The organism is Stecheria intestinalis, assembly GCF_009696165.1.
In the GTDB taxonomy this organism is placed as follows: Bacteria; Bacillota_I; Bacilli_A; order Erysipelotrichales; family Erysipelotrichaceae; genus Bulleidia; species Bulleidia intestinalis.
In genome coordinates this window covers 58,315-75,243 of sequence record NZ_VUMN01000003.1, presented here as the reverse complement: position 1 = coordinate 75,243, position 16,929 = coordinate 58,315, and the positions used below count along the sequence as shown (strand labels likewise).

Below are 16,929 nucleotides of genomic sequence, written 5' to 3'. Positions count from 1 at the left end.
AAATAAACCGAAAGAGTTTATCATAAAAATAAGAGGAGGATCACGGCAATGGAAAAGCAGACACCTGGTTTCGAACACCTGCGGCAGAATGTGTGCACCATCGCGTTATACGGCCATGACCAGCCTTATTTCTTCCGCGGAACACTGGTTCTCAGGACTTATTATACCGATACCCGCACGCACAAGATCGATGCCCTGCGCACTTCAGCCTACGCAATGGACACGATGTTCTATGAGACCAATAAAGTCATCCGTTCCGCTCACCGGGAACCGTATTCCGAAGCAAGGCACCTCGTTACCGCACCCGCAGACATGCTAGGCAATCCATATCGGATCTTATACAACCGCAGAGCGCTTCCCGGAACGATGGAAGACAATTTCATCGTGCTGCTGCGCTCACATGATCCGGAAGCCAGAGGCCTGGCGATTGTCGCCAAGCTTCAGGAAAACGGCACCTTGACATGGCTGAGAGAAGATGAAGCCCGTCAGGTCCAGAAAGTTCTTTCTGCAATGATGAATTATGAGGAGGAGTAACAATGGCATGGTATTGTCCGAACTGCGGAGCTGAAATTCGCTCCGGTGCACATTTCTGTCCGAACTGCGGGGCAAAGCTGGATGACTGGGAGCCGAACAAGAAACAGTACCAGTATCAGGAACAGCCTCAGCCCGAACCGTTCTATCAGAACACTGACAGCAGGGATTACTTCACGGACAATTCGTTCATACCGGACAGCAGATGGCCGGTCAAATCAAAAATCGCCTACGGAATCCTTGCGATTCTGCTCGGCGATATCGGCATTCAGTACTTCTATATGGGTGAAACCACAAAAGGAATCGTCAGCATCTGCTTCTGCTGGACTGGCATTCCTGCGCTGATCGGCCTGATCCAGGGCATCGTTGCCCTGTGTTCCAGCGATGAAGAGTTCATGCGCAAGCATCACGTCATCACCGATACCTGGCGCGGATGAGAAAAACTGAGTCTGATGAGAAAAAGAGACCCGTCACGGTCTCTTCTCGTTTCTGATGTCATTCAGCAGATCCTTCAATGCCTGCAGACACGCTGCTTCTCTGGTCTCCTGCCGGCTTCCGGAGAAATGATATTCTCTGACAGCGGTCTTTCCGGATACATAGGTTCCGATATAGACCAGTCCGTCTTCTTTATTCTCCATCCCGGTCGGGCCGGCATTTCCGGTGACCGACACACACGCCTCGCATCCCATGCGCTCTGCTGCTCCGGAAGCCATCACGGCAGCACATTCTTCCGAGACGGCACCGACCGTATTCAGAATCTCTTCCGGAACTCCGGCAAGGATATGTTTCTCTTTCGTCATATACGTGACTAATCCCCCTGCCAGCACCTCCGAAATTCCCGGAATGTCTCCGAGTGCTGAAGCAACCATCCCGGCTGTCATGGACTCACACGTGCACACCGACCACTTTCTCTTCAGCAGTTCTTCCTTAATCTGTTCCGCAACCAGATCTTTTTCCATCTGCATTACCCTCTCTGATAAGTAATATCCGGATTCTCCGTCTCCATCCTGCTTTTCAGCATGGCAAGCACATCTGCTTCAGAAACACCAAAGCGGGAAGGATACAGAACCCGGTACTCATGACCATCCCGATCCCGGAACGAAACGAGAAATGTATCTCCGCCATTCTGGCCGGAGATTCCATGCGTTTCCGAAGGCTTTGCAATCCGGATGGAAACAGAACTCAGTTGCTTCATCCGGATCAGGAATAAGCCTGCCTGCTCCTGAACCAGGACATACCGATTCAAGAGCAGCGCATTGCCGAACACTTCTCCATTTGCGGCATCCTGTTCCAGCTGGGAACGATCTGAAGCAGAAATCCTGTCCCATGATTCTTCTGCTCTCCGGAATTCCAGAAAATACGGAATCAATATCAGCAGAAGAACTGCAGTCACCGCAATTGCCGGAATCAGCTGCTCTCTCAGAAACAGAACCACTACGATCACAATTGCTGCGGCAGTCACATTTCTGAGCGTGCTCGAAGATTGCCATGAAGCAGCACCTTCATCCAGTTCCCCGATCCGATCTTTCAGGTTCGGATATTCATCCAGTTTCATGTCAGCTCTCCATTGCATGCTTCATCTTCTCTGCCGCCATAGAAGCAGCAGCGTCTGCCGCTTCGTCCTGCGGAAGAATCAGATTGATCTTCCTGACCGCATCTGTAAGACTGCTCAGCGTCCTCTGAAGCTCACGCTCCGATTTCAGAACTGCTTCATAGTTTCCGCTCTCAGAGATTTCCAGATACTGAGCAAGAATCTGATCCAGATACGGCAGATATCTGGCATAAAGCTTCTTCAGTTCTTTCTCCCCGCTGTCAAACAGGTACTGGGTTTCTTTCAGAGAACCAAGCACGCTGATGAGACTTCGCAGACTTGTCTGCACGTTTTCGTTTCTGATCTTCGCAGAATACTGCTCCAGCAGACGGATCTGTTCAGCTGCCTGATTCAGCCGTTCTTCTTTATCTGTCATAGCTTCCAGTTTAATAGTTCTTCAAGGTTCTGCAACCGGCAAGCTTCCGGCAAGCTCCCGAAAAAAATGGGCCTTGCGTGTATTGGCAGATTAGGTTAAAATATTACTCGCACCTGGCGGTTATGGTGAAGTTGGTTAACACACTGGATTGTGGCTCCAGCACTCATGGGTTCGAGTCCCATTAACCGCCCCTTTGATTAAGAGCTGTGTGAAAGCGCAGCTTTTCTTTTGCACTGAATGAGAAAACCGCCCGGATTTCTCCGAGCGGAGCTCTTCAGGATCATGATTCAGTTCAGTCCTCTGACCCGGATCACGTTATCGATTTCCGTGATCTCATGAAGGATTTCCTTGCTGATCTTTGCATTCACATCAAATACGGAATACGCAATCTCACCGCGGGACTTGTTGGACATGTTCTCAATATTGATCTGATCTCTGGAGAATACCGTCATGATCTTTGTCAGCATTCCCGGAACATTCTTATGAATGACGCAGACCCTGGATTCTCCGTTGCGTTCCAGATATACATTCGGCATATTCACGGAATTGCGGATATTGCCATTGCGCAGATAGTCATCCATTTCCTTGGCTGCCATCTTCGCGCAGTTGCTTTCTGCTTCGATGGTCGTTCCGCCAAGATGCGGCGTCAGAATCACATTCTTCGTATGGACCAGACGTTCCGTCGGGAAATCAGCCACATATCTTGCAACCTTGCCGGACTCCAGCGCCCGGATGATCGCATCTTCGTCCACCACTTCGCCGCGGGCATAATTGATGATGCGAACCCCGTTCTTCATCACCGAGATCGTCTTATCATTGATCAGTCCTCTTGTCTCTTCATTCAGCGGCACATGCAGAGTCAGATAATCGCACTGCTTCAGCAGTTCATCAAGGCTCGATATCCGCTGCACATGGCGGCTTACCTTCCATGCGGCATCTACGGAAAGATACGGATCATATGCCAGCACTTCCATGTTCAGATCCAGGGCGATATTCGCAACCAGGCTTCCGACATTGCCCGTTCCGATGACACCAAGAACCTTCCCGGCATATTCCGGACCTGCAAACTGCTTCTTGATCTTCTCCATTCTGGTTTCAATCGGTCCTTCGCTTCCATCATAGGAATAGACCCACTTCATGCCATCGAAGATATCGCGGCTCGCCATGCCTAATGCAAAGACAAACAGTTCCTTGACGCCATTCGCATTTCCGCCCGGCGTATTGAAGACGACGATTCCTTTCGAAGTGCATTCTTCCAGCGGGATCGTATTCACGCCGATTCCGGCTCTGCCAATGCACTTGAGCTCCGGATTGAAGGGATACCCATGCAAGTCGCTTGCCCTGACAAACAGCGCATCCGGATTCTTTTCGCTGTCACTGAGCTCATAATCAGGAGCGGACAGAATCTCGCGGCACGAAGGTGAAATGTTGTTGAGTGTTCTGATACGGTACATCTTTTCTTCCTTTCCGGCAGGGATACTCTGATCCCACCATCTTCTATGCAATGCGGCCATGAATCCTGAGGATTCAAGCCGCTAATTCTCGGCATCGAACTTCTGAATGAACTCTGCCAGTCTTTCGACGCCTTCCATCGGCATTGCGTTGTAGATCGAAGCCCGCATGCCTTTCACGAGGCGATGTCCCTTCAGATTTACCAGCCCATGTTCTGCAGCTTCGGCAACGAACTTGCTGTCGAGATCGTCATTTCCGGTACGGAATGTCACGTTCATATCTGAACGTGATCCCGGCAATGCATGGCAATGGAACAGATGAGAATCATCCAGCACCTTGTACAGAAGTTCTGCTTTCTGGTGCTTCTTCTGTTCCATGGCCTCCACACCGCCCTGGCTTTCCAGCCATTCCAGCACGAGACCGACCATATAGATGCACCAGCATGGCGGCGTGTTGTACATGCTGTCTTTCGCAATCAGCGTCTGATAATTCATCATCAGCGGCGTGATTGGCAGCGCATTGCCAGCCAGGTCTCTGCGTATGATCACAATCGTCACCCCGGCCGGGCCGACATTCTTCTGCGCACCCGCATAGATGATTCCATACTTCGAGATATCTACTCTTCTGCTCGTGATCTCGGAAGACATATCCGAAACTAGCGGAACGCTGCCAGTATCCGGCACATACTGCCACTCTGTTCCATAGATCGTATTATTTGCACAGTAATGGAAATATGAAGCTTCCGGATCCAGGTGCAGCTCCTCCTGAGCAGGAATCCGGTTATGCCCGGTATCGGCCGTCGAGCAGACAATGGAGACGCTCCCGTACTTCTCTGCTTCCTTTGCGGCAACCTCGGAGAAATGTCCGGTGATGGCATAGTCTGCCTTCCCGGTTCTTGCCATCAGGTTCAGCGGAACCATGGAGAACTCCGAAGATCCACCGCCCTGCAAGAAGAGAATCTCATAATTCTCCGGCACATGCATCAGCCTGCGGAACCGGTTCTTCGTATCCAGGAAGATTTCCTGGAACATCTTCGATCGATGGCTCATCTCCATCACAGACATTCCGATGCCATGATAGTCCGTGATCTCGCTGCCTGCTTTCTGCAGCACTTCCAGCGGCAGCTGCGAAGGCCCGGCCGCGAAATTGAATACTCGTTCTTCCGGCATATATTCCTCCCTGAACTTTNCTACCATTATACTTGCCTTTTCTGCTTCCGTGCCGCTTTCCCATCACGTATCTGCTTCCGGAGTGCTGAAAACATCTCTGTTCAAGCCATTCTGCGTACGGAGATAAGTATAGATCGGAGAATCTGTCACAAGTGAAGCCTCAGAAGCAGAATCATAACTGCGGCTGGAAGAGAACAATCTGATCTCTCCGGCCTCATCGCAGGCAGATAGCACTTCCATGTCTTCTGAGCGCACCGCCAGAATTGCCAGATACGGCGTACCAGTTCCAGATGGATCATCGAGATCAAAGCCATTATGATCCTTGATGGCAATGACCCTGACATTCTGAAACAGACATCCGGTTATCGTACTGCTGTCCCGGTTCAAGATCGTCGCAAAGAGATCCACCCGCTGCCCAGGCACAACCGTTCCGCCAAGTCTGGCCAGATCCGTTTCCAGAGAATACGCTGACTGCCCTTTCCTCAGCTGCGCAGTCGGATAGTCCGGGAGATCTTTCAGATCTTTGAGCATACTCCGGTAGAATACCGAGCCTGCGGGAATCATTCCCTGGATCTCGGTATACTTGCCGATGATCTGATCTTTATCGCATACAGCCTGATCCAGCAGATAGTCTCCCGCAATCTCTGCTTCAATCAGATCTTCCTCACTGATCCTGGTCCGCGGCGGAATATCTCTTGCGGCAATATATGTCTTCGTCAGCTTCAGCATCTGCTCTGATCGAAGTTCTACTGCCGCGAAAAACAGGATCACGAGCACAAACCCCGATACTGCAATTCCAAGAATCTTCAGAGTAATTTCTTTATTCATACCTGTCCCTTCCCTCCTATTTATCCGGTTTGCATATCTCCTCCCCAGAAACAGTGAGAAAATACGGAAAAGAAGGAATCAGGTATGAGCGAAGAAGAGATCATAAAACGCATCGAAGCAGGAAGAAATTTCGCCCGCAGTTTCATCGATGAACTTGAAGACTTCGTCAGCGATCAGGACCTGAAGAAGCCCCCATGAGCAAGGAAGCAGTATCCCTCCCCGTGAACTATGAAGATCTGAGCATCACGAATGACTTCCTGAAGGTCATCAATACTCGTTCCAGCCACCGCATATTCACCTCCGAAGGCCTCAGCCTGCTGGAACTCTCCTATCTTCTCTGGTGCTGCCAGGGCGTGAAAGGATTGTGCGGAAAGCGCTATGCAACCCTGCGTACGGTTCCTTCCGGAGGTGCCAGACATGCGTTTGAATGCTATCTGGCCATTCAGAACGTAAAGGAGGCTGAAGCCAGGCCTCTGGCACTATCTGCCAATGACGCACCAGATTGCATTTTTAAGCAGTCCTGAAAATCTGAAACAGCTCATCGGAGACAGTCTTTCCAAGCAGGTACGGGCCGAGAAAGCAGAGTGACGCTATGGGCCATATGCCCACGTACCGATGCTAATGGACAGCGGCCATGTCTTCGAGAATCCCTATCTGGCCTGCACTTCGGTCGGCCTCGGCGGCTGTGCGATTGCAGCAGTGGATGGAACGGTTGCGGATCAGGCCTTCTCCTATGGCATTGAAGAAGAAACGATCTTCTACGCGATGCCGGTCGGAGCCATATCAGAACAGGATCAGGAAGAAGAAAATAACTTCTATGCCTTCGTGAAAGAACAGAGTTTGCACCAGATTGCTAAAAAAAAGAGAATCTCGGATCTGAGATTCTCTCTTCGTTTTTTATGCAGCTTTCGGGTGATCCTTGAGGTATGCCCGGATGGCATCCTTCTTATCAGGCTTGCTAGGCTTGCAGCGATCAATGTCTGCATCGCCGTCTGCAAGTGCTGCAGCCATGCCGTCACATCCGGCAAATCCGCAGCCGCCGCAGTTATAGCCCGGCAGCATCGCGCGGATGTCTTCCACACGGTGGTCAACTTCGACTCTGAACTTGGTAGATGCAATGCCGAGAATCAGACCGCAGACTGCGCCGAGAACCAGCATGAGCAATAATGCACTGAACATGGTTACTTTTCTCCTTCTTTCGCTTCGATTTCACTGCGTATCTCACAGTTTGCAATACCGCATCCCTTGCAGTCAGGCTTCAGATTCTCACATCCCTCAGGAACCGGGGTGGCTTTATTCTTCTTCATCAGAACAACATTCAGTCCGATCAGCGCCCCCATGATCAGAATTGCGATCAGTGTGTTCATAGCGCTTATGCCAGTCCTGCAAATGCAGAGAATGCAATTGCCATGATGGCAGCCGTAACAAAGGCAATCGGATTGCCCTGGAATGGCTTCGGTACATCGTTGCCGGAAAGCCGTTCACGGATCGTTGCGAAGATGACCATGACCAGCATGAAGCCAGCCGGAACCGCGATGGAATTCACCATGGTCTCAATCAGCGTGTACTTCTGCGTGATGTTGTCCAGAGCGACATAGAGAACGCAGCAGTTCGTCGTGATCAGCGGCAGATAGATGCCGAGAGACTTGTACAGGGAAGGAGAATTCTTCTTGATGTACATCTCAACGAACTGAACGAATGCAGCAATCAGCAGGATGAAGCTGATCAGCTTCATGTACTCCAGTCCCATCGGCTGCAGTACGAAGTAGTACAGAACCCAGGACAGAACAGAAGCACCGAAGATGACGAAGATGACAGCGATGCCCATTCCGATTGCGGAGCTGAGCTTCGTGGAAACACCCATGAACGGGCACATACCGATGAACTTGGAAAGAACGATATTGTTTACCAGCAGTGCACTCAGGAACAGTGTGAACAGATTCATATTACTTCGCAGCCTCCTTTACCGGAGCAGCCGCAGCTTTCTTCGCTGCCAGTGCAGCCTTTTCAGCAGCAGCTTCCTTAGCATCATTCTTGTTCTTGTATGCAGCAACCAGAGCAGCCAGGACCGCGAAGGTCATGAATGCACCAGTCTGGGTCTGGAAGACACCTATCTCATATCCCTCCGGAATCAGACGGATCGAGAACAGCACTTCATTGGTCATCGGATTGGACAGTGACAGCATGCCGGTGCCGAGCAGCTGACGGATAATGGACATTGCTAACAGGCTGAACGTGTAGGCAAGACCCATCATCAGTCCATCTCTTGCGGACTCTGCGACACTGTGCTTGCATGCATATGCCTCAGCTCTGCCGAGGATGATGCAGTTGACAACGATCAGATCGAGGAAAGCTCCTAATGCGGTATACAGCGAAGAAGCATACGCCTGCAAGAACATGGATACGATCGTGACAAGCGTTGCGATGATGATGATGTAAACCGGGATATGAATATCATCCGGAGTAATCGGCGCAACCAGGGAAACGATGATGTTGGACAGCACGAGGACCACGATAACGGAGAGTCCCATGCCGAGCGCATTATTCAGATTCGTCGAGATTGCCAGGGTCGAGCAGATTCCGAGGAACAGTCCGAAGACCGGATTGTTGTAGATCAGCTCAGACCAGAAACCTCTCTTGTTCTTCTTCTCACTCATTGCTCACACCTCACTTTGATGCATTCCATAAGTTCCAGGCAGCAGTGATTCCATTGCGGATTGCAGTGGAAGTAAGAGTTGCACCGGAAACCATCGGAATATCATCACCGACTGAAATCGCAGTATAGTTGGCAATGCTCTCATCCGTGAAGCAGCGCTTGCCGAAACCGTCTGTTTCATTTTCAGACAGAACAACGAATCCGGAAGTTGTTCCATCATCGTTGATGCCATAGAGGAAATCGAATCCATCAGAGTTGTAGCCGACTCCATGAATGGAATATACGGTTCCCTTTCCTTCTGCAGTATAGACTGCAGTGATATAGCCGGAATCATCTGTGAAATCCGTGACCTCTGCAAAATCAGCACCCGGATAAATCTGTTCCAGGCTGCTCTTCACTGTCGCAAGATTTGCTTCAGCGATAACCGGAGCAGTAATGGAATTCACCGCGCCGAGCAGAAGACCGCAGATTGCACTCATGACGGCCAGAAGGATCACTTTGTACTGAACAGAATCCTTATTCATATTCGATACCCTCCTCAGTTGCCGGCTGCCATCTTCAGGGCAGCAGACGCCATGCTTGCAATCGAATCGGAAGTGAACGTTGCTCCGCTGACGGAATCAACACTGTCATCCAGTGTCTTGCCCGCATACTGTGCCAGAGCACTGTCACTTACAGCCGCATCGCCGACTCCGGCCGTATCGCCGAAGTTCGTGACGGTGATAGAAACGATGCTGTTATTCGAAGGATCAACTTCAATGTCAGCTTCATTCTCGGAATAGGAACCGCCCATGTTGTTGATCAGGCCGAAACCCTTAGCCGTGCAATGATAGACATTGTCGCCAGTCAGTTCGCAGCTTGCTTCGTTATCGGCAAAGTCACCATTCAGCGCAATGCCCGAAGCAGAGGAGCTTCCGGAAGAAGCACTGTCCGAAGAAGCAGCTGCTTCTGTTGCTGCTGCCGGAGCTGCTGCTGTAGAATCTTCCTCTTCTGCAGAAGTCTTCAGAGAAGCACCGACACCGAGCGTTACCGCGAAGAAGCATACGCAGGTGATCAGAACATTCTTGCGGAACTTTGCAGCATCCTTGATCTGGTTGCCGTCGAACAGCTTATCAATTGCCGGTGTCAGCATATTCATGAGCAGGATGCCGAACAGAACGCCATCTGCGAAGTTGGACTTCCAGCGGATGATCATTGCCAGGCTTGCTGCACCGAATGCGAAGACGACACGGCCAGGCATCGATACCGGAGAAGTAACAGGATCGGTTGCCATGAAGACAGCCCCGAACATCACGCCGCCAGCCAGCACGTTGTAAACAGCTGCCTGAGCACCGCTGCCGGTGATTGCGCCGACAATCAGCGACTCGACGAATACGGTGACGATGTAGGTCACCGGAACCTGCCAGTCAATGTCCTTGCGCCAGATCAGGAACACGCAGCACAGCAGAATCAGCAGTGCAGACGTAGAACCGATCGTGCTTGCATACTGGCCGAGGAACATATTTCCGAAACCGCCGTACTGGGAAGCGAATTCTCCGACCCAGCCGGATGCCTTGGCAACCGTCGTCGGCGTAGCGGAAGTAACGAAGTCTTCACTGTAGCTGCCAGCGAAGTTTGCCATGATGACTGCTTCACCGAACGCAGCCGGGTTGAAGATATTCTGACCGAAGCCGCCGAACACAAGCTTGCCGAAGAATACTGCAATCACCGTGCATACGATCATTCCGTAGTAGGAAACACTCACTCTGGAGATCAGCGTCAGAATCAGCGCTGTCACCCAGGAATAGGAAGTCAGGATGCCCTGTCTGATATCCTGCTTCGTTGCCTTGAAGTAAACTGCATCCGTGCAGAGTGCAGCAATCACCGAACAAGCAGTCAGAAGGACAATGCGCAGGCCATAGGAAGCACCATAGGCACCGCAGTAATAGATGACTGCAAATACCAGAACCGCGAGCAGGCATTCCGTGAGATCCTTCATGATTCCGGAAGTGCTCTGGGAAGTACGGTAGTTCGGGGATGGATTAAACGTGAACTTCATCTTCGTCTTTCCCCCTTATTTCTTGACCAGAGCCATATATCTCTTGGCTCTGCGGATTCCTTCCGTGACATCCAGCTTGGACGGGCATACATATGTGCAGAGACCGCACTCGATGCAGTCCATGACACTGAGCTTCTTCAGGGAATCAATATCCTTGATCTTCTCGCAGTTATTGATCCGCACCGGCTCAAGTCCGGACGGGCAGCTCTCCGTGCACTTGCCGCAGCGCAGGCACTTCACAGAAAGCTCTTTCTCCGTCTTCAGAACTGTCAGACCATTGTTGGCAATGCCGATCACGAACTGTTCGTTCGGAATCGTGCGTCCCATCATCGGTCCGCCGGCAATCAGCTTCACGTCTTCCGCAGTATATCCGCCGCATGCCTTGATCAGCTCAGAAGCAGGTGTTCCGACTGCAGCTTCGACATTCTTCGGCTCCTTGACGCCATCGCCGGAAACCGTCACCATCTTGCGGGTGATCGGCATGCCGTTCTGGATCGCATTGCCTACTGCAATCGCCGTAGAGACATTGTCCAGAATGCAGCCAGCCTCAGCCGGCAGCTTGTCATAGCGCTTGCCGGTCATCTGATAGACCAGCGTACGCTCCCAGCCCATCGGATACAGATCCGGAACCGGAGCGACTTCAATCTTCGTCCCCTCGAAGAGCTTCTTCAGCATTTCGACTTCTTCAGTCCAGTGGCTCTTGATGCAGACGACTCCCTTCGGCGCATTGCTGAGCTTGAACAGCGCCAGCGTGCCGATCTTCAGAAGTTCCTGATTTGCCGAGAGATTGGCAAGATCTGCCGTCAGATACGGTTCGCACTCCACTGCATTGATAATCAGAAGATCAATGTTCTCCGGCTTGGTGTACTTGTTGAATGTCGGGAATCCAGCTCCGCCAAGACCGGCAATACCGGCATTCTTGACGAAATCCAGAAGCTGCTCCCTCGTTGCAGCATCTGCGTCGATCGGCTCAAAAGCCCGTACAGCAGTATTCTTGTGATCATTTCTGATATGCAGATGATCCGTCGGCTTCAGTGCTGCAGACATGCGTTTCTCAACGCCTACCACAGTACCGGAAACAGGCGAGAAGACAGGTACATACCAGAAACCGTTGGTCGGTTCCCCGATCTTCTGACCAACCTTGACTTCATCTCCCGCCTTGACTAACGGCGTGCATTCAGCTCTTCCGTTAACCAGCGGAACATAAAGGTCATCAGGGTCATTCAGATTCAGAACTTCCTTGTGTGCAGTCAGTTCCTTGTGACCGTCCAGATGTTGATGCATAGGTCCGGTTAAAAATGACATATACGTTTTCCCTTCCTCTTAAAAACAGAAGCATTATATCATCATTTATAAGTGCAAAACAGCTTCGAATCCCGCTATTATGCTATAATTCTCCCGCTATGAAAAAAAAGAATATTGTGAAAACATTAGTTTGTCTGACGCTGCTCTCCGGATGCGCATCCGGCACCTCAGCAAGCCCCTCTGCCTCTGCAGAAGACGAAGTGAAGAACTACAGCAATGCCAGCATTGATGATGGATTCGATACCGTCATTCAATTTCAGGAAACGACGACCAAGGAAATCTTCGACTCTCATTTCAATGATGCCCTTTCTCTGTTCCGCCGCTATAACGATCTGTTTGATATCTACAACACCTACGATGGCATGAACAACCTCAAGACGATCAACGACAATGCCGGCATCCAGCCGGTTGAAGTGGACCCGGAGATCATCAGCCTGCTTCAGGAAGCGAAGGAATACTATGATCTCTCCGGCGGAGAATTCGACATCACGATCGGATCCGTGCTGAATATCTGGCATAACTACCGCGAAGACGGCATCACGAAGAATGAAGCTGGCGAGAAAGGCGATCTGCCTTCTGATGAAGAACTGCAGGAAGCAGCCAAGCATACCGGCTGGGATTATGTCGAGATTGATGCTGAAAACAGCACAGTCTATATCACCGATCCTGATGTCTCTCTGGATGTCGGCGGCATTGCCAAAGGCTACGCCACTGAGAAAATTGCCCAGGCCCTCGAGCAGGAAGGCGTGGAGCACGGCGCTCTGAACGCCGGCGGCAACACGAGAACCATCGGCGAGAAATACAACGGCACTCCCTGGAACATCGGCATTCAGAATCCAGGCGGAAGCGGCAGCCTGCTGGCCGTCGCCCAGTCCGGAACCATGTCCTTTGTCACCTCCGGAGACTATGAGCGTTATTACATCGCTTCCGATGGCAGGAGCTACTGCCATATCATCGATCCTGAGTCTCTTTACCCCGCTACCCGCTACCACAGCGTCACGATCATCACACCGGATTCTTCCGCAGCCGACTGCCTGAGCACCACGCTGTTCACCCTCTCCTTTGAAGAAGGAAACAAAGTCCTCGAGGAATATCGTTCCGCTCACCCGGACACCACGATTGAAGCAATCTGGATTATGGATAAGGATAAAGCCGTCGACAGCGAATACAGCCACGAGACCGGCGACTACTACATTGCCTATACCGCAGGATTGGAAGGAGCGATTACATGGCAGTAATTCAGGAAGTACTTCTCGACACGATCACCGATACCGCCAAAATTCTTCCGTTCCTGTTTCTGACTTACCTGCTGATGGAGTGGATGGAACACGAGACCGGAAACAAGATGATCCGCTTCCTGGAAAACCACCGGAAGACTGCTCCGCTTGCCGGAGCCCTCTTCGGGCTTGTACCGGAATGCGGCTTCTCCTCCGCTGCCAGCAGCCTCTACACCACCGGCGTCATCTCCGGCGGAACGCTGGCTTCCGTCTATCTCAGCACGAGCGATGAGATGCTGCCGCTGCTGCTTTCTTCCGGAGCCGGAGCAGGCGTGATCCTGCCGATCCTGGCCGTGAAATTCATCGTCGCATTAATTGCCGGATTTGCTGCAGACCACTTTGCAGAGCATAAGAAAACCGATATCGAATCATTCTGCGAACGCGAGCACTGCGATTGCGAAGACGGAATCCTGAAGTCTGCCGTCATGCATACGCTGAAGATCACCGTATGGCTCTTGGCGGTCACCTTCCTGATCAACCTGATCATGGACAGCAGCGGCAATGAAGTGATGCGCACGCTGATTGTCGGCCATCCGGCAGTCTCTGTTCTGACCTGCACGCTGCTCGGCATGATTCCTAGCTGTGCATCTTCGATTCTGCTCACGACGCTCTATATGGAGAAGGTCATCTCCTTTGCGGCAGTGTGTGCGGGACTCCTTGCCAATGCCGGCGTCGGCATGATGGTGCTCTTCCGGGTCAATCCGAACATGAAGCACAATATCAAGATCGTCATGTATGTCTGGGCAGTGTCCTTTGTCACCGGCCTGATTCTGAATCTGTTCTGAGGTATCTTATGAAACCTGATATGGAGACCATCAGCGGACTGATCCGGGAAGCATCGAGTTTCTTCCGCATCGATCCGGAATCTTCTGCCGAAGCCAAAGGCTACGGCAACTATGTCACTGCCGCAGACCGCGGCATTGAATCTTTTCTGAAAGAAGAACTGAAGAAACGATATCCGGAAGTTCAGCTCCTCGGCGAAGAGCAGGATAACTCTGATCTAGATCTTTCCGGCTCTGTCTGGATCCTTGATCCGGTCGATGGCACGATGAACTTCATCCGCGACTATGCCCACAGCGCAATCTCCCTTGCCTATGCAGAACACGGAACTATCATGCAGGCCTGGGTTCTCGATCCGTACCGGAACGAACTGTTTACCGCAGAGCGCGGCCATGGCGCCTTCTGCAATGGCAAGCCTATTCATGTCAGCGATAAACTGCACCTGAAAGACGCCATCGTCTTCTGCGGCACCAGCCCCTATCATCGAGAACTCTCCACCTGGTATTTCGACACCATGCATGCAGTGTTCGATTCCTGCGAGGATATCCGCCGCACGGCCAGCGCGGTACTCGACTTAGCATGGACCGCCTGCGGAAGAGCAGATGCCTACTTCGAGCATGTCTATTCCTGGGACCGGGCAGCCGGAATGCTGCTGGTCGAAGAAGCCGGAGGAAAAGTCACTGACTTCCATGGCAATCAGGCAGAAGTCTTCGGCTTTCGTGAGGTTGCGGCCGGAACACCAGGGGTCCTTGATGATCTGCTGCCGATCCTTCAGAAGGAACCATGTCCCCGGATCATTCTCTGATCCTGGAGCCTCAGTCTTCTTCAGCTTCTCCTTTCCTTTTGCCGTAATACCGGATGAGATTCTGAAAGACCGCTTCCTGCAGAGAAATCCAGATATCCGGATGATCTTCAAAATGAATGAAGGCGATTCCATGCTTCACTTTCCGGATCAATCCGATTCCGAATTCTGAATGAATGACATAGACTCCTTTATGGAGTCTTTTCTCTGCAGCCGAAGCAGAAGATTTCTGTTCGTAGCAATGCCTCCTCTCACGAAACATTTCTGCTAATTCCCGGATCTCATATTCACCCTTCTGATTTTGCAGAAGCAGTTTTTTTCCGCATAGTACAGTAATCCGATACGTCTGCTGATCAGAGGAATAATACTGTTTTTCAATCAGATTTTTATTCAGAAAAGAGTACACGTCTGAACAGGAAATTACTTCTTCAGGGAGGCCTTCCTTTCTTGGATGAGGCAACTTCCCCATCTCTTTATTGAGCCAATAACAAGTATGCGGGATGATCCTCGAACACACAAGTTAATGGAGGGCTTTTACATATTGTCTATAGCAGTGCAAGCTGTTTAGGCGGGGTTAGCCGCCTTTCTTCTGCCCGCATGACGTCGATAGCCTTCGTTATCGCGTTTTCCCTGTTCCTGGATGTAAATTCTCACCGCTTCCATTGTGCTCTGTTTCGTCCCGGTGATTGTATGATTCCATATTTCTGATTCCTTATGCTAAAACACTCTTCCGAATCTGCTATCCTGTCTGCAGGGCGAATATCTATGCAGGTTGTAAGCAGTTATGGCGTACACATTCGGGACAGCTATGAGGCGCTGAAAAGAACAGCGGATCTCTTTTCATATGCCGTTGCCTGTCTGGTGCAGACAGCTCTTGCAAACTGGAACAGTCTTTCTGATACAGACAGTTCGTTTGCACGCCTGAGGATGATGGAATGCATGGTTCATTCTGCTAATGGGTTCTCTTCATTCGACTCCTTTGATCAGAAGTTTCCGAAGTTCCCGTCCTATTATCGGAGAGCTGCTATCATGCAGGCTCTTGGCATCGTTTCTGCTTATCACTCAGCCATGAAGAGCTGGAAAGCATCTGGCTGTAAAGGCGAAGCACCGAAGCTGGATTCCTGCAGGCATCGGATGCCTGCACTGTATCGCGGCAATACCTATAAGCCAGTAATAGACAAAGAGACTGGCGAAGTGCTGCCCTACCTGGCACAGATTAAAGTGTTCCGCAATAACGACTGGGTATGGGATACCGTTCGTCTTTCAAAAACGGATGCGGACTATCTCGAAAAGAGAAGCAGAAATGCAGAGATCTCAGCTCCGGTACTGGAGAAGAAACACGGATGCTGGAAACTGAGATTTGCAGTGACGGAAACAGTGAAATTGTCCAAGAAGCCGGTATCGGAGCAGAAGATCTGCGCTGTCGATCTGGGTGTTAATACAGATGCGGTATGCAGTGTCATGGACTCAAGGGGTACTGTCCTGGCGCGTAAGTTCATTATGCGCGGAAGAGAAAGACTCCTTGAGCAATGCCCTGCATCGGGTATCTGTATTTCAGTCTCTGCATGGATCACATGACTCCGGAAGGCTCTGGAATATTGCAAAGCGGAGAAATAAGAACCTTGCGCATCAGGTCGCACGAGAGATCATGAACTTTGCCATTGCAAACGAATGCGATGTCATTGTCATGGAGTATCTTGACACCAGGGGAAAGAAACGCGGCAGTAAGAAGCAGAAGCTTACGATGTGGAAGCACACTGATATTCAGAATACTGCAGAAAGCCTTGCCCATCATTACGGAATCCGTGTTTCACATGTCAATGCGCGGGGAACCAGCCGCCTTGCGTATGACGGAAGCGGACGTGTGAAACGAGGAAGAGAAGTATCCGAAGATACGCCCTATGACGTCTGCGTATTCAAAAGCGGAAAGACTTATAACTGCGATCTTTCCGCCAGTTACAACATCGGTGCCCGTTATCTGATTCGCGTGCTGTTTATGGAATCACCCGATCTTATGACAAAAGTCTCTGGGATCGGGAGTGGAACCCAAAGGACGTTAGCTGACCTGTGGAAGATCAACAGGGCTATGTGCTCTCTTCTTCCTGCAGCAGTCTGACGATCCTG

The 16,929-nt window shown here is 51.0% G+C and carries 22 protein-coding genes and 1 tRNA gene; 9 read left to right on the top strand and 14 right to left on the bottom strand.

Features of this window, described 5'->3' with window-relative positions:
* The first annotated feature begins 48 nt into the window (after positions 1–48).
* Together FYJ51_RS02500 and FYJ51_RS02495 are read left to right on the top strand one after the other, a co-directional pair.
* A complete protein-coding gene (locus FYJ51_RS02500; protein WP_154502831.1) occupies positions 49–534 on the top strand; it encodes a hypothetical protein in 486 nt (161 codons plus the stop codon).
* A gap of 2 nt (positions 535–536) precedes the next feature.
* Positions 537–968, top strand: a complete 432-nt coding sequence (locus FYJ51_RS02495) for a TM2 domain-containing protein (protein ID WP_154502828.1) — start codon at positions 537–539, stop codon at positions 966–968.
* A 33-nt stretch (positions 969–1,001) separates the two neighbouring features.
* On the opposite strand, the gene FYJ51_RS02490 is transcribed toward FYJ51_RS02495, so the two are convergent.
* The 3 genes from FYJ51_RS02490 to FYJ51_RS02480 are packed head-to-tail and all read right to left on the bottom strand — an operon-like array spanning position 1,002 to position 2,498.
* On the bottom strand, positions 1,002–1,490 hold the full coding sequence (locus FYJ51_RS02490) for a CinA family protein (RefSeq protein ID WP_205946129.1): 489 nt from the start codon (positions 1,488–1,490) through the stop codon (positions 1,002–1,004).
* Positions 1,491–1,495: 5 nt separating this feature from the next.
* Positions 1,496–2,086 (bottom strand): hypothetical protein, encoded by a 591-nt coding sequence (locus FYJ51_RS02485; protein WP_154502822.1) that lies wholly within the window; start codon positions 2,084–2,086, stop codon positions 1,496–1,498.
* 1 nt (position 2,087) lies between these two features.
* Complete coding sequence (locus FYJ51_RS02480) at positions 2,088–2,498, bottom strand: hypothetical protein (protein WP_154502819.1); 411 nt, start codon at positions 2,496–2,498, stop codon at positions 2,088–2,090.
* Positions 2,499–2,614: 116 nt separating this feature from the next.
* Between FYJ51_RS02480 and FYJ51_RS02475 the strand changes: the two genes are divergently transcribed.
* Positions 2,615–2,688, top strand: a tRNA-His gene (locus tag FYJ51_RS02475).
* A 97-nt stretch (positions 2,689–2,785) separates the two neighbouring features.
* Here FYJ51_RS02475 and FYJ51_RS02470 read toward each other — a convergent pair.
* From FYJ51_RS02470 to cpaB, 3 genes are all read right to left on the bottom strand, one after another.
* Positions 2,786–3,952: a phosphoglycerate dehydrogenase gene (locus FYJ51_RS02470; protein WP_154502816.1), complete on the bottom strand. Its 1,167-nt coding sequence runs from the start codon at positions 3,950–3,952 to the stop codon at positions 2,786–2,788.
* Between the two features lie 81 nt (positions 3,953–4,033).
* Positions 4,034–5,119, bottom strand: a complete 1,086-nt coding sequence (gene serC, locus FYJ51_RS02465) for a 3-phosphoserine/phosphohydroxythreonine transaminase (RefSeq protein ID WP_154502813.1) — start codon at positions 5,117–5,119, stop codon at positions 4,034–4,036.
* 63 nt (positions 5,120–5,182) lie between these two features.
* Positions 5,183–5,947, bottom strand: coding sequence for a Flp pilus assembly protein CpaB (gene cpaB, locus FYJ51_RS02460; protein ID WP_154502810.1), 765 nt, complete (start codon positions 5,945–5,947; stop codon positions 5,183–5,185).
* 194 nt (positions 5,948–6,141) lie between these two features.
* Between cpaB and FYJ51_RS02455 the strand changes: the two genes are divergently transcribed.
* Positions 6,142–6,471 carry a nitroreductase family protein gene (locus tag FYJ51_RS02455; protein ID WP_154502807.1) on the top strand — a complete coding sequence of 110 codons (330 nt, stop codon included), beginning with the start codon at positions 6,142–6,144 and terminating at the stop codon, positions 6,469–6,471.
* 373 nt (positions 6,472–6,844) lie between these two features.
* Here FYJ51_RS02455 and FYJ51_RS02445 read toward each other — a convergent pair whose 3' ends face one another.
* Genes FYJ51_RS02445 through FYJ51_RS02415 form a run of 7 tightly spaced genes read right to left on the bottom strand, consistent with a single transcriptional unit; the run spans position 6,845 to position 11,925 of the window.
* Positions 6,845–7,126: an RnfABCDGE type electron transport complex subunit B gene (locus FYJ51_RS02445; protein WP_105303062.1), complete on the bottom strand. Its 282-nt coding sequence runs from the start codon at positions 7,124–7,126 to the stop codon at positions 6,845–6,847.
* 2 nt (positions 7,127–7,128) lie between these two features.
* Positions 7,129–7,314 carry a hypothetical protein gene (locus FYJ51_RS02440; RefSeq protein WP_154502804.1) on the bottom strand — a complete coding sequence of 62 codons (186 nt, stop codon included), beginning with the start codon at positions 7,312–7,314 and terminating at the stop codon, positions 7,129–7,131.
* A gap of 5 nt (positions 7,315–7,319) precedes the next feature.
* The gene (locus FYJ51_RS02435; protein WP_105303060.1) at positions 7,320–7,892 is read right to left on the bottom strand and encodes an electron transport complex protein RnfA; all 573 of its coding nucleotides are present in this window, start codon (positions 7,890–7,892) and stop codon (positions 7,320–7,322) included.
* A 1-nt stretch (position 7,893) separates the two neighbouring features.
* Positions 7,894–8,604 (bottom strand): electron transport complex subunit RsxE, encoded by a 711-nt coding sequence (rsxE, locus tag FYJ51_RS02430; protein ID WP_105303059.1) that lies wholly within the window; start codon positions 8,602–8,604, stop codon positions 7,894–7,896.
* A 10-nt stretch (positions 8,605–8,614) separates the two neighbouring features.
* Positions 8,615–9,127, bottom strand: a complete 513-nt coding sequence (locus tag FYJ51_RS02425) for an FMN-binding protein (RefSeq protein ID WP_105303058.1) — start codon at positions 9,125–9,127, stop codon at positions 8,615–8,617.
* A gap of 14 nt (positions 9,128–9,141) precedes the next feature.
* The gene (locus FYJ51_RS02420) at positions 9,142–10,641 is read right to left on the bottom strand and encodes an RnfABCDGE type electron transport complex subunit D (protein ID WP_154502801.1); all 1,500 of its coding nucleotides are present in this window, start codon (positions 10,639–10,641) and stop codon (positions 9,142–9,144) included.
* A 15-nt stretch (positions 10,642–10,656) separates the two neighbouring features.
* On the bottom strand, positions 10,657–11,925 hold the full coding sequence (locus FYJ51_RS02415; RefSeq protein WP_235897199.1) for an RnfABCDGE type electron transport complex subunit C: 1,269 nt from the start codon (positions 11,923–11,925) through the stop codon (positions 10,657–10,659).
* Between the two features lie 137 nt (positions 11,926–12,062).
* Here FYJ51_RS02415 and FYJ51_RS02410 point away from each other — a divergent pair, with 137 nt between their 5' ends.
* The 3 genes from FYJ51_RS02410 to FYJ51_RS02400 are packed head-to-tail and all read left to right on the top strand — an operon-like array spanning position 12,063 to position 14,808.
* Positions 12,063–13,184 carry an FAD:protein FMN transferase gene (locus FYJ51_RS02410; protein WP_277084533.1) on the top strand — a complete coding sequence of 374 codons (1,122 nt, stop codon included), beginning with the start codon at positions 12,063–12,065 and terminating at the stop codon, positions 13,182–13,184.
* Positions 13,175–14,008, top strand: a complete 834-nt coding sequence (locus tag FYJ51_RS02405) for a putative manganese transporter (RefSeq protein WP_154502794.1) — start codon at positions 13,175–13,177, stop codon at positions 14,006–14,008. The genes FYJ51_RS02410 and FYJ51_RS02405 overlap by 10 nt, the downstream gene beginning before the upstream one ends.
* Positions 14,009–14,016: 8 nt before the next feature.
* Complete coding sequence (locus FYJ51_RS02400; protein WP_105303053.1) at positions 14,017–14,808, top strand: inositol monophosphatase family protein; 792 nt, start codon at positions 14,017–14,019, stop codon at positions 14,806–14,808.
* Positions 14,809–14,818: 10 nt separating this feature from the next.
* Here the strand turns inward: FYJ51_RS02400 and FYJ51_RS02395 are convergent, their stop codons facing one another.
* A complete protein-coding gene (locus FYJ51_RS02395) occupies positions 14,819–15,067 on the bottom strand; it encodes a hypothetical protein (protein ID WP_135358152.1) in 249 nt (82 codons plus the stop codon).
* Positions 15,068–15,570: 503 nt separating this feature from the next.
* Here FYJ51_RS02395 and FYJ51_RS13455 point away from each other — a divergent pair.
* Both FYJ51_RS13455 and FYJ51_RS02390 read left to right on the top strand, forming a co-directional pair.
* The gene (locus tag FYJ51_RS13455) at positions 15,571–16,383 is read left to right on the top strand and encodes a hypothetical protein (RefSeq protein ID WP_205946128.1); all 813 of its coding nucleotides are present in this window, start codon (positions 15,571–15,573) and stop codon (positions 16,381–16,383) included.
* A complete protein-coding gene (locus FYJ51_RS02390) occupies positions 16,328–16,921 on the top strand; it encodes an IS200/IS605 family accessory protein TnpB-related protein (protein ID WP_205946127.1) in 594 nt (197 codons plus the stop codon). Before FYJ51_RS13455 ends, FYJ51_RS02390 begins: the two co-directional genes overlap by 56 nt.
* The last annotated feature ends 8 nt before the right edge of the window (positions 16,922–16,929 follow it).